Below are 24,259 nucleotides of genomic sequence, written 5' to 3'. Positions count from 1 at the left end.
TGAGAATATTTTCTTGTTTCTTGACACCAATTCCAAAAATTATCCCTATATTTGCCACAGTATTCACTGAAAGGCCTATGAACCTTCGTAAGTTGTCAAACTGGAAAAACGCGCTAACCTACCGACAGAAAGTTGCCGGGCTCATGGCTTTGGGGGTCATCGTGGGGCTTGTCGGCCTGTTTGCCTACCTGCTCCGGATGCACACCTATATTATAGGCGACGACCCAGCCGCGTGCGTCAATTGCCACATCATGACACCCTATTACGCCACCTGGTCACACTCGTCGCACGGACGCGACGCCACTTGCAACGACTGCCATGTGCCGCACCAGAACCTTTTCATGAAGTATTACTTCAAGGGAAAAGACGGCATGAAGCACGTCTACTACTTCGTGACCAACGGCGAGGCTCAAACCATCAAGGCAGAAGACGCGTCGGCACGGGTCATCATGGACAACTGCATACGCTGCCACACACAGCTGAACCAGGAACTCGTAAAGACGGGGCGCATGGACTACATGATGGCCAAGCGCGGCGAGGGCCTTGCCTGCTGGGAATGCCACAAGGACGTGCCACACGGGGGCATGAACAGCCTGTCGAGCACGCCTCACGCCGAGACGCAAGTGCCACTGCCCGGATCGCCAGTGCCCTCGTGGCTACAAGGCTTGTTAGACAAGGAAAAGTAAGAATCATAAAATCCAACAGATATGGCTAAACAACTAAAACGCTGGCAAGGATGGCTACTGTTTGGCGGCGCAATGGCCGTCGTCTTCGTACTGGGACTCATCACATCGTCCCTGATGGAACGGAGAGCCGAGGTGGCGAGTATCTTCAACAACCGCCGTACGCCCATGACCGACTCGATAGTGGCCCAAAACGAAAAGTTCAAGGCCGACTTCCCGCGCGAATACGAGAGCTGGGCAATGACGGCCGACACGTCATTCACAAGTGAATTCAATGGCTCGAAAGCCACCGACGAACTGGCTGACCGCCCCGAAATGGTCATCCTGTGGGCCGGATACGCCTTCTCGCAAGAATACAACACACCACGCGGCCACCGCCATGCCATCGAGGACCTGCGCAACATCCTGCGGACAGGACACCCAGGCATCGACGGCGACGGCGACATGCAGCCGGGTACATGCTGGACATGCAAAGGACCCGACGTGCCAAGGATGATGCGGGAAATGGGCACTGCCAACTTCTACAAAGCAACTTGGAGCGAGCTGGGCAACCAGATAATGAACAGCATAGGCTGCTCCGACTGCCATGACGCTCGCACCATGGACCTCAAGCCTGCCCGACCCGCCCTGTACGAGGCATGGAACCGCAGAGGGGAAGACGTCAAGAAGGCAACACACCAGGAAATGCGGTCGCTGGTCTGCGCACAATGCCATACAGAATACTACTTCGACAAGCAAACCAATTACCTGTCGTTCCCACAAGACAGCGGCCTTACGGTAGAGGCTGCCGAGGCCTACTACGACAAGATGGGCTTTTACGACTATATCCATCCGCTGAGCAAGACACCCATCTTGAAGGCCCAACATCCCGGGTACGAAATTTTCAAGCAAGGCATCCATGCACAGCGAGGGGTCTCGTGCGCCGACTGCCACATGCCCTACAAGAGCGAGGGAGGCGTGAAATACACCGACCACCACATCACCAGCCCGTTGGCCAACATAGCCCGCACCTGCCAGGTGTGCCACCGCCAGAGCGAAAAAGAACTGAGACGGAACGTCTACGACAGGCAACGCATGGCCAGCGAGAAGCGCACAAGACTGGAAAAAGAACTGGCTGCCGCACACATCGAGGCCAAGTTTGCCTGGGACAAGGGTGCTACCGAAAAGGAAATGAAACCCGTGCTGGCACTCATCCGTAAGAGCCAGTGGCGGTGGGACTACGGCTTTGCCAGCCACGGGGGCAGCTTCCACGCCCCGCAAGAGGTGATGCGCATCTTCAGCGACGGCCTCATCGCCGCACAAGAGGCACGTCTGCAGATTGCAAAGGTGTTGGCACGCCACGGGTTCACGGGCAACGTACCCATGCCCGACCTGTCGACCAAGGCCAAGGCACAAGCATACATAGGACTTGACATGAAGAAGCTGAGAGAGCAAAAACAACGGTTCTTCAACAACATAGTACCCAAGTGGATAGACGACGCCCGCAAGAACCACCGATTCGTGACGAAACCCATGTAGGCAACGTAGAGCAAACCCACTTCATGGGGACAACAGAAAGAGTCACTGCACGCATGCTCCATGCAGTGGCTTTCTTATGCTACCCCTGTGCAGAAACATCCTGACACGACAACAGTATGTGGAACAAACCCTGGAAATACAAAGAAGGAATAGCCATTGGCGCAGGACTTGTCATCACCGGCCAACTGCTCCAGCTGACAGCAGGCCCCATAGACTGGAGCGTTTTTGCCTTCCCGGCCAACGCCATCGCACTGGCATGCACCGTACTGGTCCTGGCAACAATCTACGCCCTGCGCCCACACGTCTACCTTTTCCGCTATCTCACCACAACCTATTCGGCCACCACTGCCCTTGGCTTTGCCGCATTGATGACGGTTATCATGGGACTCACCCGGCAGGTTCCAGCCTCCATGCCGGCGACAGACGCGATCGGCCTTACCCGCATGTTATCGTACTGGCCATTTGTATGGATATACCTTTGGGTCACCATCACGGTGGGGGAGACGGCCATACATCAGCTGTTGTCGATGAAACGGCGCAACATTCCCTCGCTGCTGTGCCACACTGGCCTGCTGCTTGTGTTGGTCACCGCAACACTGGGCAGTGCCGACATGAGGCGCCTGAAAATGATTTGCTACAAGGGACAGCCCGAATGGCGGGCCACAGACGGCCAAATGCGAATGCACGAGCTGCCCATTGCCATCCAGTTGGACAGCTTTACCATCGACCAATACCCGCCCAGGCTGCTGATGGCTGACGCACGGGGCAACGCATTGCCCGAAGGAACCCCCCAGAGCCTGCTGCTCGAGCCGTCCCTGAGACAAGGAAAGCTACTAGGATGGGGCATCAAAATAGAGCAGAACATCAGCGAGGCAGCTCCCAAAATTATGGACGCATCGATGCAATACGTGCCGTGGATGTCATCCGGCGCTGTGAGTGCGGTGCTCGTTGAAGCCACCTCGCCCGACGGGAAAACCCGCAAGAAAGACTGGATTAGCGACGGAAGCTACCTGTTCCCCAGCCAAACGCTGACCCTAACGGACAGCCTCCGCCTCTTCATGCCACAACGCGAGCCACTACGCTACGCCTCAACCGTGCAAATATTCACAAAGACCGGCAAGTGCGAAACAGCCGAAATAGAAGTTAATAAGCCATTCGCTGTCGATGGATGGAAGATCTACCTGCTGGACTACGACAAACGAATGGGACGCTGGAGCGATGAAAGCACATTCGAGCTGGTTGCCGACCCCTGGCTGCCCGCCGTCTACACAGGCATCTGCCTGCTGCTGGCAGGAGCCGTCATGGTTTTCATCACCGCACAAAGAAGAAAGGAGGAACACCCATGACCTGGCACTATTTCCTGGCTTTCGCCATCCTCTCGGCACTGCTATGGGCAGGTGGCGCCTGGGCATCATGGAAGGACAAATCCCGCAGGGCATACACCCTGACGGGTCTTGGCCTGGCCGTTTTCTTCATGTACATCCTCTGGATGTGGATAACCCTTGACCGCCCACCGCTCCGAACCATGGGAGAAACCCGTCTGTGGTACTCGCTCTTCCTTCCACTGGCTGGCCTCATCGTTTACAGCCGATGGAGATACAAGTGGATACTTCCCCTCTCCACCCTGCTCTCACTCGTCTTCATCTGCATCAACATCCTCAAACCTGAGATACACAGCAAGACGCTGATGCCTGCCCTGCAAAGCCCATGGTTTGCCCCACATGTCATCGTATACATGTTTGCATACGCCCTGCTGGGTGCCGCGTTCGTCATGTCGGCCTACCTGCTGTTCATCAAGCGACAGAAGGCCAGCCTGAATGAAATGGACATCTGCGACAATCTGACCTACGCTGGCTGGGCCTTCCTGACAACCGGCATGCTCTTCGGCGCACTGTGGGCAAAAGAAGCCTGGGGACACTACTGGGCATGGGATCCCAAGGAAACGTGGGCCGCGGCCACATGGCTGGCCTATCTGGCCTACATCCACCTGCGACTGGGCGGCAAAGGAAGCTCAAGGACCGCGCTGTGGATACTCGTCATCAACTTCGCGCTGCTGCAGATGTGCTGGTGGGGCATCAATTTCTTGCCGTCGGCACAGGGAGTCAGCATACATACCTATAATATAAATTAAATTTTAGGTTAAAAAACATCATTTCCATGGCTGGCCTATGATTAATGTGTATCTTTGGAATACTGATTACACACTAAAACACTTTGAATGATGAAAAAGAAAAATCTTAGGGTTTCCACCCTTCTGCTGGCAGCAACCTTGCTGACAACATCTTGCATCGGAAGCTTCGGCCTGTTCAACAAGCTGTTGAGTTGGAACAAAACAGCCACAGACAGCAAGTTTCTTAATGAACTTATTTTCATAATTATTTCTCCTGCTTATGGCATTTGCAGTGCAGCCGATGCATTGGTTTTGAACACCATTGAGTTCTGGACTGGCGACAATCCTATGGCAAATGTTGGTAAGACGAAACAGGTAATGGGGCAAGATGGAAAATATTATGCCGTGAAGACCCTTCAAGATGGCTATGAAATTACAAGTCCAGAAGGTCAAACGACAAAATTTATTTATGACAAATCCTTGAATGCTTGGTCGCAAGTGGTTGCAGGCAAGCAGACGGAGCTGTTTCGCATCAATGAAGATGGAACCGTACGTGTAACACTTCCTGAAGGAAAACAAATGAATGTTGCGATGAACGAGGCTGGTCTTTACCAAGTAAGAATGGCAGTAAATGGCGGTACTTATTGGGCGATGAGATAAAGAAAAGATAACATTCTATAAGATACAGTACGAGCTACATAGCGCAAGATGTCATCAATATTTTGTGCTATGTAGCTCAATTTTATAGATTACCCTTCGCTCCCCAACGAAGTTACTGATAAATGAGCGTTAGAAGGCGGTCGTCCGCCATGATTTCTTGTGCTACTTGCTGTATTTGTTTTGCTGATATGGCATCGATTTGTGCGTATAAAGAGGTGATGTCCTTTTCCCAACCGTAATGCAGAAAGCACTTTCCAAAATCTAAGGCAAAGCTCTCTCGATTATCACAAGCAATGCCAATTTGTCCTTTTAGTTGTTTCTGGGCAGCGTGCAACTGGTAAGATGTCAATGGTTCATTGATGACACGATGAAGTTCTTTTTTCACTAACTTGATACATTGAGAAACATCATGAATGTCACAACCGAAATAAATGCCCCATATTCCTGTGTCTCCATAACTTGCCATTGAACTTTCTACCGTATAGACTAAGCCATGATGTTCTCGTAAAGAAACATTGAGTCGGGCATTCATCCCCGGACCGCCCAGCAGATTATTTAAGAGATATAAAGCAATACGATTGGGATGGTGTATATCATAAGCCCTACTACCTATCATGACATGCGCCTGATGAGTTCCCTTGTCTTTGATGATGGGTGGAGGAATTTGCAAAGAACCTTGATAGCGATTCAAGGACTCGGGCTTAATTGGTGTTGAGGCAGGTTGATCTGCAGTTGCCTTCTTAAGTAGGCGTACGAGGCGTTGGAAGTCTATATCCCCATCAATAAAAAAGATCGCATTCTCTGGACGATAAAACCGTTTTGTGAAACGTTGTGCGTCTTCGCTGGTAAATGCACGTACTCGCTGCGTGGTTCCCAAGATATTATGTCCTAAAGCATGACCATTGAATACCGTATTTTCAAATTCATCGTAAATTAAATCAGCGGGAGAGTCGTTATAACTCTCGATTTCATCGCAAATAACCTCTTTCTCTTTGTGAATTTCAGCGTCAGGATAAGTACTATGAAAGACAATATCAGTGAGTAAATCTACGGCACGTGCGACATCTTCTTTCAAGAGAGCTGCGTAGAAAACCGTTTCTTCTTTGTTGGTAAAAGCATTGAGATCGCCGCCCACTCTCTCCAAAAGGTTCAAGATGTGCCATGCCTTTCGACGCTTTGTACCCTTGAATGTCATGTGTTCACAGAAGTGTGCCAGTCCTTCCTCGTCTGCATTTTCATTTCGAGAGCCTGTCTTAATCTGATAACCACAATAGATCACAGGCGAAGGGGAAGGATGGTGAATGATACGCAAACCATTGGTTAGTACACTGGTATGATAATTCGTCATGATGATTGCTTAATATTTTGTTGAATTGCACTAAATAATTCTCTTAGATGAGATATTTCATTCCTTGTACAAAGATACGCATTCTGTCTATAATGAAATTATTATAGGCATTTTATTTTGTCGTGCTACTGATTTGCAGTATATTTGCACGAAAGGTAAAAAAATGTGTTTATGCGTAAAGTAATAGGAATTGGTGAAACGGTTCTCGACATCATCTTCAAAGATAGTCAGCCCATAGGAGCTTTCCCCGGTGGTTCAACATTCAACGGACTCATTTCTTTGGGGCGTTCAGGCGTCCATGCTACCTTTATTAGTGAAACAGGTAACGACCGTGTTGGTAAAATGATTACCACTTTTTTAGAGGATAATGGAGTGGATGCAGGTCATGTGAATGTGTTTCCTGAAAGCAAATCGCCTATCTCTCTGGCATTTTTGAATGAAGATAATGATGCAGAATATTTGTTTTATAAGGATCATCCACACGACCAGCTTGACTTTACACTCCCTGATATCCAGCCGAACGATATTGTTATCTTTGGCTCTTACTATGCTGTAAACCCTGTGATACGTCCTCAAGTTGTTAGTTTGTTGGAACATGCAAAGAGTCATGGGGCGATTATCTACTATGATGTCAATTTCAGACCCGCACATCAGCGGGACGTTCTCCGTATCACTCCCAACTTGTTGGAGAACCTTGAGTTTGCTGACATCGTGCGAGGGAGCCATGAAGATTTTCAAACGTTATACAAAATGGGCGATGCCACTAAAATTTATCAAGCGGAGATTTCATTCTATTGCAAGCATTTTATTTGCACACAAGGCAGCGCACAGGTGAGACTCTTTGCAGAAAATCGGTTTGAGAAAGCCTACGATGCACTTGCTTCTACACCCGTTAGTACAATTGGGGCTGGTGACAACTTCAATGCCGGTTTTATTTTTGGACTGATAAAATATGGAATCACACGCAGTATGTTGCAACAAGGGTTGTCTGAAACACAATGGGATAAACTCATAGACTGCGCATTACGCTTTGCTGCAGAAAGCTGCAAGAGCATTAACAACTATGTATCAACCGATTTTGGAAATAAAATGAAAGCCGAAATCCAAACATCATAATTCGACAACAAGCCATTTATTCAAATCAAAATATATTTAATAAATTTATGATAGAACTAAAAAATAAAGTCTATTATGTAGGGGTGAACGATCGTAATAAAGCCCTCTTCGAGGGGCTTTGGCCTCTTCCATCGGGAGTATCTTATAACTCTTATTTGATAGACGATGATAAAGTTTGCCTTATCGACAGTGTACAGGTAGATTTTTTTGTGCAATTTATAGAAAATCTGCATGAGGTATTGGGCGACCGACCCATTGATTATTTGGTTATTAATCACATGGAACCCGACCACAGCGGTTCGTTAGCACTCTTGAAGAAATACTACCCCAACATTCAAGTCATTGGTAACAAAAAGACTTTTGATATGATGTCGGGCTTCTATGGCATCAAAGAAGGCACCATTGAGGTGAAAAACGGTGAAGAACTGAATCTTGGGCATCACAAACTAAAGTTCTTTATGACCCCAATGGTACATTGGCCCGAAACCATGATGACGCTCGACGTTACCGACCACATGCTCTTCTCTGGCGATGGCTTTGGATGTTTCGGCGCATTGAATGGTGGTATACTCGATGAAGAAATAGACACCAGCTGGGCTTGGTTAGAGATGGTACGTTATTATAGCAACATTGTGGGCAAATATGGTGTACCTGTTCAAAACGCGCTGAAAAAGTTAGCCGACCAGCAAATAGACTATATATGTTCTACCCATGGACCTGTGTGGCACGAGTATGCTCAGAAAGTAATTGCTCTGTACGATAAAATGTCTAAATACGAAACGGAAGAAGGCATCGTTATCTGCTACGGAACGATGTATGGCAATACAGAGCGCATGGCAGAAAATATTGCCAGAGCTGCCAGTCAAGCAGGCATCAAGAATATTTGCATGTACAACATCTCAAAGACGCACCACTCTTACATCCTGCGAGATATCTTCCGCTATAGAGGATTGATAGTTGGAGCTCCTACGTACAACAACGGACTGTATCATGAAATGTCCGAACTGCTTTCCGAGATTGCCAATCATGACATCAAGAACCACTATATCGGCTGGTTTGGGAGCTATGGTTGGGTGAGCAAAGCCGTGCCTACCATTGCCGAATGGAATGAAAATCGTTTGAAATTCGAACCTGTAGGAACTCCCGTCGAGATGAAGCAAGCACTCACGGCAGAAACCAAAAGCCAGTGCGAAGCATTAGGAAGAGCCATGGCTGACCGTTTGAAGGCTGACCGAAAATAAGAAAACTGTAACACATCTTAGCTAAATCAACATGAGCAAGTTGCATGGAGAGTGCATCTTGCTCGTGTCGTTTCTTCTACATTCGCCTCTTTGTTCTTTAGAGGCTGGTTCTATAAATTAGCTTTGTTAGATTTTGAGCTTATTTTTGAGGTCAAAATGCAAGAGAGTGAAGGAGTGTAGCGAGCTACGCGACTGAACGAACTTACATTTTGAACCAAAAAGAAGCCAATAGATAACAAAACGTATTTCATAAACATTTAATGACTATGTGCGGTGGTAATTTATAGAACCAGCCTATACATATTTATTTCTTCTTCCGCTACAACAGTTACCCTTAAATGATAGCACCGTGCAACGCCACGAAGAATAGCATCAACGAGATATCTTGGTGCTTTTTGGCAAATGCTTTGAGCATGGTTAAGGCTTTGGAAATGTGATACTCCACCGTCTTAATCGATATGTTAAGTCTTTCGGCAATCTCTCGGTTCTTCAGTCCTTCTTGGCGACTCAAATAAAAAATTTGTTTCGACTGATGCGGTAAGGAGTTTAATATTTGATCAATTTCATCAAGTAATTCCTGATAAACCAACTCCTCTTCAGGATTATGATGAAAGAACAAACTATAAAGAGATTCTGATTCTTGTTGGGTAGGTAAGTCATCTATAGACCATTGGTTTCTAATCAGTTGCTGTCGAATAAAGTTTAAGCACGCATTGCGTACCATGGTGTAAAGAAGTGAGGAGATAGAAATAGGTTTCAATTGCTCTCTGTTTAACCAAAGTTTGGTGAAACAGTCTTGCAAAATGTCATTTAAGTCTTCCTTGGTAGGGATGTATCGTGTAGCGTACGCCTTGAGCATGGGATAGTAAGTCTTAAAGATATATTCATACGCTTCTGCCTTTCCTGACTTAATATCCTCAAATAATTGGGCGGAATCCTTTGAGTAGGTTTTCATAATACGCTGATGTATTCGGCAAAGATAGGTATTATCGTCCTAATTTACAAGAGAATGCTTTAATAATTCCACTTCATCGCACGCCTCTTTTATGAAACAGAAACCACCAACTAAGTGTTTCATTTACTTTCAATGGGTTGTTGAAACAAAAGCTAATGGTTGCTTTTGTCAACAAATAACCTATTGATATAAAAGAGCCATGTTTTTAATGATTATTTGGCGAATGTGCCCATTGCTTTTGTCCTATTATTTTACCAAAAATCGACCATTCAAAATCTTCAAAATAGAAAAATTTAATAGGCAAACGCCCTGCAAAAATGTGCTGATTCGAGCAAAATAAACGTCTTTTTAAGTTAGAACATCGACTTAACACGCTTGGAAACACGCTTTAGAGGTGTTATTCACATACAGTAGCAGCTTTAAAGCATGCAAATAGTGAGCTTATCTCAATGCTTCAGCCTCCAAAAAGAGGTAAAAATAGGAAAGAAAAGAGTTGGAATTTTTGTAACACCAACAATAACAATGAATTACAAACCTCGCTCATTTTCAGCGTATTTGCAACCAACTTTGCCGTTGGTTGTAAATACGCGAGTTATGAGAGGCACTTTGTAAAGAAAATTCAGTATTTATTTACCTTCCATGCTATGGGTTGAAAGCTCAAAAGTTCTCCACCAACTTGACCTTCATGAGGGGCTCTTTGCTTGTTTCTTCAGGCAGGTTCTATAAATTAGCTTTGTTAGATTTTGAGCTTATTTTTGAGGTCAAAATGCAAGAGAGTGAAGGAGTGTAGCGAGCTACACGACTGAACGAACTTACATTTTGAACCAAAAAGAAGCCAAAAGATAACAAAACGTATTTCATAAACATTTGATGACTATGTGCGGTGGTAATTTATAGAACCAGCCTTAAGAGTGTTTACGTTCTTTCAGATAAAGTTTCGTCGCAACAATTTTGTTCCTTTCGTGCTTTTTGTTGTCAGAATAGCAGTCTTCAATGAAAGAATTTTAACTTCATTCATTTTTTAGTTAGGGTAAAACCGTTGTTGCGTGTTATATATACAGAGTCCTTGAATTAAATATGGAAAATATAAACAATCAATTGTCAAATTTGGCTTTTCGCTTTTTCGAAGGTACGCTTACCAACGAAGAAGAGAGGGAATTGTTCGCTCTTCTTGACGGAAATGATGCACAGCAACAGGCGTTTTACGAATTGGAGCAAAAGTGGAATGACAAACATACCCCTTCTTTAGAAACAGATAAGCAGTGGCATCAGTTTTGGGATGGAATAGAGAAGTACAAAACTCTAAAGCCAAAGCGAGCCATTATCTCACTGCGATACAAACTTGCTGCAGCTGCTGCCCTTTTGGTGTTGGTTGCTTCATTGTGCACCTATTTATTAATGGGGCTCAATAAAAATAGCAACGCCTATTATACTTGTATTGCCCCGCTCGGTGGAAAAGCCGAAGTGGTGTTGCCAGACGGCTCGCATGTCTGGTTGAATGCAGGTTCGCAGTTGCGTTATCCCGCTTCTTTTGATACCAATAATCGTGAAGTACAACTCACAGGCGAAGGCTATTTTGAGGTTGCTCATTGCAACCATGCCATGTTCACCGTGAACACGAAGTGGTATGACGTAAAAGTGCATGGAACCAAGTTTAATGTGACAGCCTACGCAGATGATCCAGATGTGACGACCACATTGTTAGAGGGAAGTGTTGAGATAAGTAACTCTAAACATAACCTCATGATGATACCCGGAGAAAAAGTCGTCTTTGATAAATCTTCAGGAGTGTTGCAAAAAACAAAAACGTCTGTAAGGTCGAACGCATGGGTACAGGGAAACACAGAATTTGAAAGTATTACGTTGGCAGATTTGGCTAAAATTCTGTCACGGAGATTTAATGTCAACATCAAGATACAAAGCCCTCAACTGAAAAACGAAAAGTTTGCCATTGTATTAAACAATGGTGAAAACTTGGATGGTATTCTACAAGGATTAGAAAAAACCATCCCCATTAAGGTGGTTCAAAAGGGGAGAGATGTTGTCATTCAGAGCCTCTAATCTTCATTACATCGTTGCCTAATCAAATTAATAACCAAATAAATTAACTCTAACTAAAAGAATAAAAAAAAACAGTAAGAAACCATGAGAGAGAAATACTTGTATTATTCAATTCTCGTTGCACTCCTTCTGTGTCCATTGGGCATCTCTGCTCAAACCGTCACAAAGGTTTTCAACAAAACGCCGCTGAAGACTGTCCTCAAGGAAGTTGAACGGCAAACAAAGATGTCTATCATTTACAATGTAAGTGAGGTAAATGGTCAGAAAAAGATTACCGCTACATTTAACAACGAACCTGTGGCAAAAGTGTTAGACAGAGTGCTCGATACATCTTTAGATTACTCTATTGAGAATAAGATGATTACCATTTTTCATCGAAATAAAGCACAAGAGAAAGCAAAAACTACACCACAAAATAGAATCGGGCAGTCGCGCACAATTCAAGGTACTGTTGTTGATTCCCATGGAGAACCTCTCATTGGGGTGACGGTTCGTATAAAGAACGCACAGACAGGTGTCGTGACAGACATCGATGGCAAGTATTCATTGGTGACTAAGGAGACAGCTCCAACGTTGGAATTTTCTTACATCGGTTATACACCTCAAAGTATTGTCGCAAATAGCAACAATATTAATGTAAAGCTGAAAGAAGAAAGCAGCATGCTCAACGAGGTGGTGGTGACCGCCATGGGTATTCAACGTAAGGAGAAATCGCTGACTTATGCCACACAACAGGTAAAGGCAGAAGACTTGATGCGTGTACAAGACCCCAACGCAGTGAACTCTTTGGAAGGTAAAGTGTCGGGCGTCGTTATCACGCCAAGTGCCGGTGGTGCCGGTGGTGCGTCAAAGATTATCCTCCGTGGTAACAAGTCGGTGTTGGGAAACAGCTCTCCACTCATTGTATTGGACGGAGTTCCGATGAGCAACGGTACACGTGGGCAAATCAATGGTTCGAACATCGAGTACGCAGGTGTTTCTGAAGGTGCTGACCCCTTGTCGATGATTAACCCTGACGATATTGAGTCGATGAACGTACTGAAGGGTGCCAATGCTGCCGCTCTCTACGGTTCGGCTGCCGCTAACGGTGTGGTGATGATTACGACAAAGAAAGGAAAGCAAGGAAAGCTATCTGTAAGTGTTACTTCTAACATTACTTTCGATACGCCGCTGCTCACACCAGAGATACAAAACGTCTATGGTGCACGCATCAAAGCAGCTGGTGGACTTGATATTGGCAGCTGGGGAGACAAGGTGGCTAACCGCCCTGCAGACCAGTTAACCTTGCAATCGTCCTTTGACTCGTCGGCACCTTTTGCTCCTGGTTTCGTGAATACCGTTCATCTGCGTAATGCAGCCAAGAACGACTTGGACGACTTCTATCGCACGGGTACCACGATCAACAACTCGGTGTCGTTTTCTGGAGGTACAGAGAAGATACAGAGTTACTTCTCTTTCTCTAACTCGCACGCCAACGGTATGCTGGTTAGCAACTCATACAACCGTAATACGGTGAATTTCCGACAGTCGTACAACTTCCTCAAACGACTACACATCAATACCGCTATCAACTATATCCAGACCATTACCAACAACCGTCCTGGTGGTGGTACCGTGATGAACCCAGTGTACCACATGTACACAGCACCACGCAACTTGGACATGGACTACTATCGCAACCATTACTATCGTGAAAATGGTATGTGGATGGCGAAGAACGTTCCTGCATACGTACAGCAAAATGGTAGTATTTACGAGCTTACCACCACTGATTTGACATTCAACGGTCCGATGCAAGAGTGGGCATACTTGGAGAAGAGCCAGAACAACCCTTACTGGCTTACCCGCATGAATAGTACCAAGCAGCGCACCGACCGTGTGTTTGGAACGGTGAGTGGTAAGATTGACATTTATGACGGGTTGGATTTCCAAGCACGTCTTAGCATTGACCACACCAAGTACGACAACGACGGAAAACGATACGCTACCACCTTCACCCCAGGAGGTATTGAGCCTTATGGTATCTATTCAAAGACTTTGGACCGTACTTCGGAAATTTATACCGACTACTTGCTGTCTTACAATAAGACATTTGAAGATATATGGAGTGTATCGGCAACAGCCGGATGGGTGGCTCACTTAATCAGAACAAAGTACCAAAATACTTATACCACTGCAACTCCGAAGGATGGCAATAAAATAAGATTCTCTAAACTCGTGAACTATTTTGAGACCGATGCTGCCACAGCAGGCGAAACACGTGCTTCGGTAAGCACCAATTGGGACAAGGCTGCCCTGTTCACTGCTCAAATTGGTTGGAAAGATATGGTTTACTTTGATGCTTCCTATCGTCAGGACTGGTATCGTGCCTTCAGACAGTTCAAGAATCGCGGCACTTCCGAAAGCTATGGTTACTTTGGTTTTGGTGCCAATGCCATTGTTAGCTCTATGGTCAAGCTGCCAGAGGTGATTTCTTACTTGAAATATCGTGCTTCTTATTCAGAGGTAGGTAACTCTATTCCTAACAAGGTACTGGCGAGATCATCGCGTGACACGTTCACCGGAGCCGTTCCGCCGTCACCATACTCATCATTCAAGAATCCTAAGCCAGAGAAAACTCGCTCATTCGAGACAGGTATTGAGTCGTCGTGGTTCGGCAGTCGTCTCGACTTCGACTTCACGTTCTACCATGCCCTCTCTACCGATCAATATATGGAGGGAGCCAATGCTTCTGGAAAAATTGAGCCGATGAACTCTGGAAAGATTAGAAACATGGGTGTGGAGACGACCCTTGGTTATAACTTCCGCTTTGGTAAAGACTGGCGTTGGAAGACTTCTTACAACCTGTCGTACAACGATAACGAAATTATGGAGACCACCTACAACCCCGATGGCACCGAAAAGTTGGTGTTCCAAGATGTGGCTGAGGTGCGCGTAAGATATAAGAAAGGTGGATCAATTGGCGACATGTATGTAACCGATTACAAACGCAATGCCGACGGAACACTCGTTACGACGAAAGACGGAAGACTGAGCTTTGAGTCTGAGGCTTCTAAAAAATATACGGTATATGCTGGCAACATGAACTCTAAGTGGCAAATGGGTTGGAGCAACACCCTTAGCTATAAGAACTTCCAGTTGTTCTTCCTCATCAATGGTCGAATTGGCGGTAAGGTGATTTCGCTCACTGAGTCGTACCTTGACAACTTAGGATTGTCACAGCGTACCGCAGATGCACGCTTGTATGCTGAGCAAAACAATTTGACAGCCAATGGACAATTGGCAATGCCCCTGCCAGATGGTAGTGGTCGACTGGTTCCCATTGAGAGTTATTACACAAGTATCGGTGGTGTGAAGAAGAGTCCATTGGAGTATATCTATGATGCCACTAACTTCCGTTTACGCGAGTTGTCTATGGGCTATACGTTCCAAAATCTCTTTAAGAGCAATGCGAACCTCAATGTGTCGTTCATTGCACGCAACTTATTCTTCTTGTACAAGAATTCACCCGTTGATCCTGATGTATCTTTGTCAACTGGTAACGGATTAGGTGCGTTCGAGATGTTCAACATGCCTTCTTCACGCTCGTATGGATTATCAATGAAACTAACATTCTAAACAATCGTTCAAACAATGAAAAGAATACAATATATTGCAATAGCAGCACTTACTACAGGGTTCATGACCCTGCAGTCGTGCTTGGATTTTGATGAGCCGACCGATGATTTTCGACCAAATGACATCACTATTGATGAGGGAGACATCGTGGGTGAGGCAGACTCTGTAAATCTCATCAACTATAAAGCGTTGTACACAGAGGAGCAAGTAGATGCAGCAGCCAAGAGTTTGGATAAATATTTTGGTATGTTGAAGGCAGCTCAGTACTGTATGCGGGGTGGAAAGGAAGGACAATATCCCGTTTCCCATGCTTACCAGCGTTATTATACGTTGCCCGATGTGTACGCACAATATGGTGTTGTTCCACATTCTGACTTCGCTTTTGCCAGTGAGTTGATATCTTCCTATCATGCCAGTCAGGACTGGATTTCTGGACCTAACGGTCAGTTTATGGGAGCACGTACCAGTTTGACGCCGCTGCTGAATCATAAATCTTCCGATTCCATTCCTGAAGTGAAGGCGATAGCCTTGTTGTTGTACAACTACGCAGCGATTGAGAATGTAGACATGTATGGAACCATTCCTTACAATGACTTCAAGGCAAACAAGGTAGATCCACCTTTCAAGTACGATGACATGAAGACTATCTACACAGGTGCCGAAGCCAATATTGATACCATTGTTAATTGTCTACGCTATTTTGACAGCAAACCTGCGTGGTATCAGGCCAAGGTAAAAGATATTGTCGACAATTTTAGCGAGGTAACGCAAGACAAAACAAATGGTGTTAAAAATATGGAAACATGGGTTCGCTTTGCCAATTCGCTGAAGTTACGCATGGCGATGCACATGGTCAAGGCAGAACCTCAGTTAGCACAAAAGTGGGCAGAGGAGGCTGTGAAGAGTGGAGTGATTGATGATTTGAAGTATGAAGTGGCACTTTTTCCCTCGCAGTATGGAGGCGTACATCCTTTAGTAGAAATTTCTGAAAGCTGGAGTGATATGCGTTTTAGTGCCTCGTTCATTAGTCTGCTGAAGAGTTTGACACACCCCTACAGTTTCTCTCTTTGCATGCGTAATAGTGGAAACCTGAGCAATGATCAAGGGGTCACCCTGCCAGCCGAAACAGACCAAGTGGGTATCCGTTCGGGTATACACACTGGCAAGGGACAGTCCTACGGTTCTAACCCGTTTATTGGGTTCAGCCGAATCAACAAGATGCTGATAGAGAAAGCGCCTTTGTACCTCTTTAAGTGGGCAGAAGTAGACTTCCTGCGTGCCGAAGGTGCGCTGCGAGGCTGGGACATGGGTGGCAAAGCCGAGCTGTTCTATACCAGAGCTATTGAAAATTCTTCCATCTTCGAACCAGGCTCTGACCTTTATAATTCCTTCAAACCAATACTTTCGCAATATGGAAGTGTGGAGAAGCCTGTTGCTTATACGTATAAAGACCCAACAGGTTCATCGCCAGATATGGAAGGCGTGACGAAGATTGGCGTCAAATGGAATGAAGCCGATGACAAGGAAACGAAGTTAGAGAAAATCATTACGCAGAAATACATCGCACTTTTCCCTAACAGTATGGAAGCATGGGGCGAAATGCGACGCACGGGTTACCCAAAGATGTTCCCCGTTCTTAACGTTGAGGAAGGTGACGGCAGTCTGAAACCTGGCGATTTGGTTCGGCGCATTCTCTTCCCCAATAGCGATGATGCCTCGTTGAAAGACATTCAGGCTACTGGACTGAAAGCCTTGGGCGGTCCCGACCAACAAGCTACGCGTGTATGGTGGGATGTGAAAGGTAAAGGAAACTTTTAGCAAATGAACAATACGGTGATAGGGAACTACCGTCTGTTCGCTGAAAATGATCAGACGGTTCCCCTCATCAGTAATTTAATATTTATAACTTAATCAATAAAACAACCAAATCTATGAAGAAAAGATTTTTACCCCTGATGCTTTTGGCTTGTTTGGCTGGACCCGCAAATGCGCAGTCTGGCATGTCGCCAACGGCAACATCCACGATTTATGATTTCGCTGGATTTAATGAGGTTACCCTGCTGAACCTTTTTGACAAGGCTTTGCAGAATGGTCGCAATTATCCTACCAAGGCTGAATTTGAGGCTGCAGGTATTCAAGCTTCTGACATTGCTTTTGTGCGTTCGCACGTTAAGCAGCGTACTATCTTGGATCGCAAAGACCGTTTGGTGAAAGACACCTACGAGAAACGTAACCTATTTATGAATATTCCGAGCGGTTCGGGTAAGGGCATCGGTGGCTATCCATCATCTAACTTTGCCAATGATGTGTTCTCTATGTGGAACTACACCAACCTCTTTGGTTCTTGGAACCATGGTTTGTTCCAAGCTCCGGGAGCATGGACTGATGCGGCACACAAGAACGGTACCGACATTATGAGTGGTATCAAGTTTTTTGAAAGCTGGACAGCAGGTTCAGGTGATGGAGCTTATGTAAGCTTTATCCAAACCAAAAACTCGGATGGTAGCTATAAGTATGTTAAGCCGATGCTCAACTGTTTGCTGTACTTCGGGTTCGACGGTATCAACTACAACTGGGAGGACAACTCATATTCTAATCCTGATGTAACAGGTTTCCACAAGGCTTTGTACAAGGAAGCAGAGAAAATGGGCTTCAATAACTTCCACGCAGCTCTTTATACTCAAGGCTCCAGCCTGTCGAGTGCGGCAGTTGACTATTTATATGGTACAAAAGCCAATGGCAAGACTTTCGATTTGTTCCTCAACTACGCTGGAGGTGATTTCGCTGCTGGTGGTTATGAAAGTTCTGTTCAGGCTGCAGAAAACGCTATGGGAACCGCAGAAGGCCTTTACGGAGGCGCTTGGATTGTTAGTATGAATCGCAATTGGCAAGGGTTGGTAGCAAATGCAAAATACGATTGGACTACGGGTACCTACACTTACCAACCTAACGAAACCGTGAAGCGAATTGGTATCTGCCTTTGGGGCGAGCATGGAGATAGCCGTTTCTGGAGTTACAACTCTGGTTCGGATGCGCTGAATGCACAGTACAACTACCAACGTTTGTTGGAGCGTGGTTTCTCTGGCGGTAACAGAAGTCCATTGAATCGTCCCGCAATAACAAATAGCGGACATGAATGGGAAGGTGAGAACGCATTAAAGAAATTCCATGGTTTGGCTTCGTTCATTCCAGAGCGTTCAGCGATACAAGGCAATCTTCCTTTCTTGACACACTTCAACTTAGGTAATGGAGAGCGTTACAACTATAAAGGTAAGAAAACGGCTGGTACATGGTACAACATGGCGAACCAAGATGTAGTGCCTACTTATCGTTGGTTGGTTTATGGCGAAGGAACAGAAACTGTTTCAAATGCTTTGCAGCCAGAATTTACACACATCGACTCGTATAACGGTGGCTCATGCCTACTGTTGAAAGGACAGTCAGCAGCACAGGGTGTTGATGTAGTTCTGTTTAGAACCGACCTTAACGTGAGTGCAGCTAATCCTATTGCCAAAGTTGCTTTGAAGACAAAAGAAGCTGGCGAGTCTAACTTGTACCTGATTGTTAAGGTGAATAATCAGTGGAAAGAGGTAGCTGTAGGTGCTACTGACGACAAGACATGGCAAGAGAAGCAGGTGAGTCTGCCTGTTAACATGGGCGACCGCATTACTCACATTGGTTTGCGCGCCAAGAACGTAACAGACAAGTATAATGTGTTGGTAGGTAAGCTCGAGCTCAACGACGACGTGAAGGCTACACCTGCTAATGTAAAGAATCTCATGGTAGAGGTGAAAGAAGAATCACAGAAGAGTCTTTCTGCAAAACTGTATTGGGATGTAGACCATTCTACAGGTGTACGTGCAGACTATGGTATGATTTACAACTGTGAGGCTAACATCGACCACTTCGAGGTTATGTATAAGAACGGTAAAGACGGTCGTATTTCGGAAGTAGGTCGTACCACTCAGTGGGGTACTTACGTTCCAAACATCGTATTTGCCGATGCTAATGAAAAACCATTTATTGGTGTTCGCTCTGTATCAACAGACTTGAAGACTTATTCTCCTATCGAATGGGTAGAGATTACGCGTGCCGACGCTTCTCAATTGCCAGAAGAAACAGTTGGTGGAACAGATACTTATGGAATTAGTAAGATTAATCCGAATGCAGATGGATTCAAGACAGCTGTAGAACAAAGATTCTTGACAAGCGTTACAACTACTGGTGCTGTAAAAGACTTGAATTATACAGCTACGGAATCGCCACGCGATAGCTCACAGTATGCAAATGCTCGCGACCACAAGTTGGTTGTCAAGCAAGGACAACAGATTACGATGACCTTTAAGGCTCCCAATGAAAAAGACGGTTTGAAGTGGTGCTTTGCAGGTGGTTGGTTAGACTTAGACGGAAGTGGTACATTTAACTATCCTAAGGCTCCAAACGAAGATCCTATGGGTGAGCAGATTTTCTTTGCTGGTAGAGTACGTGCAGCAAGTCCTGAGATACAAGATCCGAACGGCTATACATTTAAGTTCACAGTGCCTCAAGATGCTCACGTAGGTACAAGTCGTTTGCGTATTGTGTTTGCAGATGCTTGGTTTGTGGGGACCTTCTTACCAACTGGCTTGACTGCCAAAGGATTTACTATCGACTTTGATGTAGAGATACAAGGAGAGAAGAACGGGCAGCGTCAATATGTGGATACACAACATGACCAAGGTATTGCTGACCAGCCCGAGGGCTTGTCAGGAACTGATGGCGTAGACAACACCGTGTTTGCTGGTGGTGTTTCTAACGTGACAGTCAATGGCAATGACATTCTCTTTACCAATGTGGAGAAGGCTTGGATTTACACCGTTGACGGAAAGATGGTACAATATCTTACAAACCCAACATCACTTAGCCGAAACGAGCTTCAAGATGGTGTTTACCTTGTAAAGATGCAAAACAAAAATGTCATTAGAACGGAAAAGTTAGTGATTAAATAATTCACATAAAACTTTAATCACATGAAATATAACCGTTAGGTAGTTGGTAGAACTTGAATGCGATGAGCACAACAATGTTGAGAGTTCCAATTACCTAACGGTTTTTTGTTAATCTAAATATCAAAACCAAAATGAAGAAAATTTTATTAGCTGCTGCAATATCTGTGGCAAGCACAGCCCTTTATGCCCAACGGACGCCAGAACATCCTTTGGACATTAAAGATGCAAAGTTTGAAAACCTGATTAACTACTTGGATCGGTGGAATGCAGGACAACAGCCAGACGGTGTTTCTCGCATGGACGATGAGTTTTTCATCTCTCGTGTCAAGCCGAAGGAGCGAATCAAGGACGGTGATTATTTGGCAGTAGACGGTGTAGACTCCAATCGAAAAATGTGTTTGTGGGTTCCGTTGGATGATCCAACCGTGACTTGGAAGTCGTTGCCAAGGTATTGTTTCGAGGGCGATAACTTTAGTTTGTGGTCGTATGTGGACATTCATGGCAACTGGACATCGCCATGGTTCCGCTCTACGGCAGGTATCTCGGATGTGGCTGCTAAGAATGGTGTCAAGGTAGGATGCCTATGGTCTATAGGTTGGTCGCAATCTGTTTATATCACTCCATGGTATGGATATGGGAAAGAGTCGCGTCTGATGCAAAAAGTCACTGAGAAAAATAATGACGGTACATTTAAGAATGCGGAGCGATTGGTGAAACTGCTCAAATACTATGGCATCAATGGCATTGGCGTCAACTCAGAGTTCCATTCAGATCAAGAGTCCATGATTCAAATACAGGATTTCTTTAGAGCGTGTCATCAAAAAGGAAAAGAATTAGGCTGGGACTTTCAAGTATATTGGTATGACGGTACTAACGACAATGGACAAATTACGTTTGATAATGGGTTGGGAACACACAACCAACGTATGTTTGGCGATAGTCAGAATGTTACCACGGACATGCTCTTCTTTAATTATAACTGGGACTCCCAAGATCTTACCAACACGGAATACAAAGCCAACCAAATGGGCCGTAGCAGTTATGACACGTATGCTGGGTTCGATATTCAAGGGCGTGGACTTACCACACCAGGCTATGGACGAAGCTGGGAAGTTTTGAAGAGTAAGAAAATCTCTGTGGGCTTCTGGGGCGCACATGCACAAAGCCTCATTCATCAGAGTGCCACCGATAATGGTACCTCGGACATTGCTATTCAGAATGCATACCTGCAAAAGCAAGAGTTGATATTTAGTGGTGGTAACCGCAACCCTGTGGTTCGTCCAAGTATCAATAACGGTTGTAACCTGTCTAATGCAAGTCTCAAGAACTTCCATGGAATCGCGGAATTGGTATCTGCTAAATCTACCATTCAGACAGTTCCGTTCGTTTCGCGCTTTAACCTCGGCAACGGTTTGAAGTTCCGCAATGAGGGCGAGGTGACATTTGACCACAAATGGTATAATCTCAACACACAAGACTTGATGCCAACATGGCGTTGGTGGATTACTGACCGTAACGACCAGGCAACAACAGGCAACCTTTCAGGATTGATAAAAGCCGACTTAACCTTTGATGAGGCTTATTTCGGTGGTTCGTGTCTGTCTCTTCATGGCAATACTAACTTCTCGCGCGTGAAGTTGTTCAAGACACTCCTAAAGGTACAACCCACTTACGAATTTTCTATTACTTATAAGTTGACAGGTGAGGACAAGAAGAATACACATGCGAAACTGTTTGTGGCACTCAAGGGTAAAACCAATGAGTACAAGGGAATAGACATACCAGCAGCCACTAAGGCTGGCGAATGGAACACATTCACTGCAACCATGGAAGAGCTTCAGATTCCTGCCGAATCAGAGATTGCCATGTTGGGTATCGCTGTTGAAAATACTCCTGATGATTACAATATGTACGTGGGTGAAATGGCTGTGCGCAATCCTGCACAAACGTTCAATACACTGAAGCCTGAAATCAAGGAGACACAATTGTTACGTGGTCGCTATAATGCATTAGATTTCAAAGTGCGTTATGCCAGCAAGGAAGAAACGGGTGATACCAAATACTATAACGATGATGTAGATACTTGGTATTATGAAATTCTCTTCCAAGAAGAGGGACAGTCGCAAATGGTGCTAACGGCAACCACCTCATGGGCAGGTTATGTAATCGATGCACCTTTGATGAGTCGTGAAAAGAATCGCAAGGCTCGATTGGGTGTTCGTGCAGTAGCACCTGATGGAAAGATGAAATCGGATATCTCATGGAGCGAATGGTTGGATGTTCCTTATAATAATCCTCTCACTACCATGGTTATTGACAAGCCTGTTGTTAAACCGAATGAACAGTTTACTATCAAACTTTTGGACGAACTGGCTGATCCATTGGCAGAAATCAAGATTGTGGACCCGAGAACAGGGAAGACCATGGCTTCTGTTACCAACTCAACGATGATTCAAACAACAGTTCCTACCATTGGACTTTACGATTTGCATGTGAAGGACGGCAAGGGACAAGAAAATGTAACTCGTGGCTTTGTGCAAATAACTCCCGAAGAGACAGGTGCTGTTCCACAGGTTACAGCGGTTACTGCCGATAAGGAGAATGCAAAGACCGACGAACAAGTGAAGTGGACATATAAATCAAAAGACGGTGAGGGTAAAGTGTCGCGCGCTATTGAGATAAGAGATCCACAGATGTTTATGATTCCCGGTGAGATACAACAAGGTAAGACCTATACTTATGCCTTGTGGTTCAAGGTAGACAAGTTTGCTCACGACAAGCAAGGTACAAACTTGATTAACAAGAACACGGTAGCCGACAAGTGGCCGCACAATAACTGGGGCGACCTTTGGGTACAAATCCGTCCTGAATGGAAAGGCAACACTAAGCATCCTGCCAATGAGGTGTCATTCAACGTCATGGGTTGGGAGGCTCACGACAATCCTAATGAACAGATGATGTCTACAGGCTACAGCATCACACCGCGTATTTGGAATCACATTGCCGTGACGCAAAATGAGAGCGGACATCAGGTGATGTATTTCAACGGAAAGAAAGTTGCAGAGACAGATTTCTCTCCATGTCTGCGTCGTGAAACACGTAACGATAGCCGCATCAATACCTCGGTAACAGCCAATATCTTTATCGGTGGTGGTGGTGTGTATAAGTCAGGCTTCAATGGCTGGATTGACGATGTACAGGTTTGGGACAAGGTTTTGACAGAAGATGAAATCGCCCAAGCAATGAATGGCTATCAAAAGGATGCGGTACCTGACCACTTACAAGGCTATTATACCTTTGAAGAAAGAACAGAAGACAGCGTGTTCCCCAACTGGGGCAAAGCTACAGGCAAGGATGGACAAGTGGTGGTAATGGATGGTAGCGGTGGCGAGAACACCAGCAATGCTTCCTATAAGAAGCAATCAGCCATGAACGATGCTTTGGGCTATCCTGGTATTGTAGGTAGCTTGGATGTAAAAACCACCCCAGCGTGGACTCTCGATCAAGCTACCGTGGTAGGCGAGGAAGGTAAGACAGCAACCGTTACTTATGCGAATGCAGGTAGTTACAGCGCTGTAATCAAACTCATGAACCGTTGGGGCGAAACATCTGCAACCTCTGCAAAGACTGTTGAGATTGCTGAGTTGACAGGCATCAACAATGTCAACACGGAGGTTGAGCTGGCTGTTTATCCAAATCCGTTTGCTGAAAGTGTTAATCTCCGATTTGCACAAGGTGGAACTTATAAGGTCAACATCCTCAATGCAGGAGGCATGTTGTTGCAACAAAATGTCTTCAATGCAGGCGCAGGACAAGTGGCTAATATCCGCATCAATGGTGCAAAGGGCGTGTATTTCATCCAAGTGATGAAAAACAATCAATTGTACAAATCAATTAAAGCCATCAAGCGATAATTGGTTCGTTTCAAACATCTATGATAAAAAGGCTGGGTAGTTTTCGC

The 24,259-nt window shown here is 45.4% G+C and carries 14 protein-coding genes; 12 read left to right on the top strand and 2 right to left on the bottom strand.

Going from position 1 to position 24,259, the window contains the following annotated elements:
* Window positions 1-77 precede the first annotated feature (77 nt).
* The 5 genes from nrfH (at window position 78) to DEM91_RS02640 (ending at window position 4,971) form a co-directional block, all read left to right on the top strand.
* Window positions 78-686: a cytochrome c nitrite reductase small subunit gene (gene nrfH / locus DEM91_RS02660; protein WP_249857903.1), complete on the top strand. Its 609-nt coding sequence runs from the start codon at window positions 78-80 to the stop codon at window positions 684-686.
* A 21-nt stretch (window positions 687-707) separates the two neighbouring features.
* A complete protein-coding gene (gene nrfA, locus DEM91_RS02655) occupies window positions 708-2,201 on the top strand; it encodes an ammonia-forming cytochrome c nitrite reductase (RefSeq protein WP_249857902.1) in 1,494 nt (497 codons plus the stop codon).
* A 116-nt stretch (window positions 2,202-2,317) separates the two neighbouring features.
* Window positions 2,318-3,547 carry a cytochrome c biogenesis protein ResB gene (locus DEM91_RS02650; RefSeq protein WP_103002476.1) on the top strand — a complete coding sequence of 410 codons (1,230 nt, stop codon included), beginning with the start codon at window positions 2,318-2,320 and terminating at the stop codon, window positions 3,545-3,547.
* Entirely contained in the window at window positions 3,544-4,332 is a 789-nt protein-coding gene (gene ccsA, locus DEM91_RS02645) for a cytochrome c biogenesis protein CcsA (protein WP_249857901.1), read from the top strand. The genes DEM91_RS02650 and ccsA overlap by 4 nt, the downstream gene beginning before the upstream one ends.
* A 90-nt stretch (window positions 4,333-4,422) precedes the next feature.
* Window positions 4,423-4,971 (top strand): DUF3332 domain-containing protein, encoded by a 549-nt coding sequence (locus DEM91_RS02640; RefSeq protein ID WP_410525618.1) that lies wholly within the window; start codon window positions 4,423-4,425, stop codon window positions 4,969-4,971.
* 112 nt (window positions 4,972-5,083) lie between these two features.
* Here DEM91_RS02640 and DEM91_RS02635 read toward each other — a convergent pair whose 3' ends face one another.
* Window positions 5,084-6,319 (bottom strand): M16 family metallopeptidase, encoded by a 1,236-nt coding sequence (locus DEM91_RS02635; RefSeq protein ID WP_249857899.1) that lies wholly within the window; start codon window positions 6,317-6,319, stop codon window positions 5,084-5,086.
* 171 nt (window positions 6,320-6,490) lie between these two features.
* On the opposite strand from DEM91_RS02635, the gene DEM91_RS02630 reads away from it, so the two are divergent.
* Both DEM91_RS02630 and DEM91_RS02625 read left to right on the top strand, forming a co-directional pair.
* Window positions 6,491-7,435 (top strand): carbohydrate kinase family protein, encoded by a 945-nt coding sequence (locus DEM91_RS02630; protein ID WP_249857898.1) that lies wholly within the window; start codon window positions 6,491-6,493, stop codon window positions 7,433-7,435.
* A 47-nt stretch (window positions 7,436-7,482) separates the two neighbouring features.
* Window positions 7,483-8,676 (top strand): FprA family A-type flavoprotein, encoded by a 1,194-nt coding sequence (locus DEM91_RS02625; RefSeq protein ID WP_249857897.1) that lies wholly within the window; start codon window positions 7,483-7,485, stop codon window positions 8,674-8,676.
* A 334-nt stretch (window positions 8,677-9,010) separates the two neighbouring features.
* Here the strand turns inward: DEM91_RS02625 and DEM91_RS02620 are convergent, their stop codons facing one another.
* Window positions 9,011-9,631, bottom strand: a complete 621-nt coding sequence (locus DEM91_RS02620; protein WP_249857896.1) for an RNA polymerase sigma-70 factor — start codon at window positions 9,629-9,631, stop codon at window positions 9,011-9,013.
* Window positions 9,632-10,708: 1,077 nt separating this feature from the next.
* On the opposite strand from DEM91_RS02620, the gene DEM91_RS02615 reads away from it, so the two are divergent.
* The 5 genes from DEM91_RS02615 to DEM91_RS02595 all read left to right on the top strand — a co-directional run bounded on the left by DEM91_RS02615 (window position 10,709) and on the right by DEM91_RS02595 (window position 24,212).
* Window positions 10,709-11,692, top strand: a complete 984-nt coding sequence (locus tag DEM91_RS02615; RefSeq protein ID WP_249857895.1) for a FecR family protein — start codon at window positions 10,709-10,711, stop codon at window positions 11,690-11,692.
* Between the two features lie 84 nt (window positions 11,693-11,776).
* On the top strand, window positions 11,777-15,310 hold the full coding sequence (locus DEM91_RS02610; protein ID WP_249857894.1) for a SusC/RagA family TonB-linked outer membrane protein: 3,534 nt from the start codon (window positions 11,777-11,779) through the stop codon (window positions 15,308-15,310).
* 15 nt (window positions 15,311-15,325) lie between these two features.
* Window positions 15,326-17,128 (top strand): SusD/RagB family nutrient-binding outer membrane lipoprotein, encoded by a 1,803-nt coding sequence (locus DEM91_RS02605; protein ID WP_195252460.1) that lies wholly within the window; start codon window positions 15,326-15,328, stop codon window positions 17,126-17,128.
* A gap of 113 nt (window positions 17,129-17,241) precedes the next feature.
* Window positions 17,242-20,298 carry a T9SS type A sorting domain-containing protein gene (locus tag DEM91_RS02600; protein WP_195252459.1) on the top strand — a complete coding sequence of 1,019 codons (3,057 nt, stop codon included), beginning with the start codon at window positions 17,242-17,244 and terminating at the stop codon, window positions 20,296-20,298.
* A gap of 131 nt (window positions 20,299-20,429) precedes the next feature.
* Window positions 20,430-24,212, top strand: a complete 3,783-nt coding sequence (locus DEM91_RS02595) for an endo-beta-N-acetylglucosaminidase (RefSeq protein WP_249857893.1) — start codon at window positions 20,430-20,432, stop codon at window positions 24,210-24,212.
* Window positions 24,213-24,259: the final 47 nt, after the last annotated feature.

The sequence above is a fragment of the Prevotella sp. TCVGH genome, from assembly GCF_023522295.1.
GTDB classification, from domain to species: Bacteria; Bacteroidota; Bacteroidia; order Bacteroidales; family Bacteroidaceae; genus Prevotella; species Prevotella timonensis.
The sequence above is the reverse complement of the archived record's forward strand: the minus strand, read 5'-3'. Positions and strand labels throughout refer to the sequence as shown.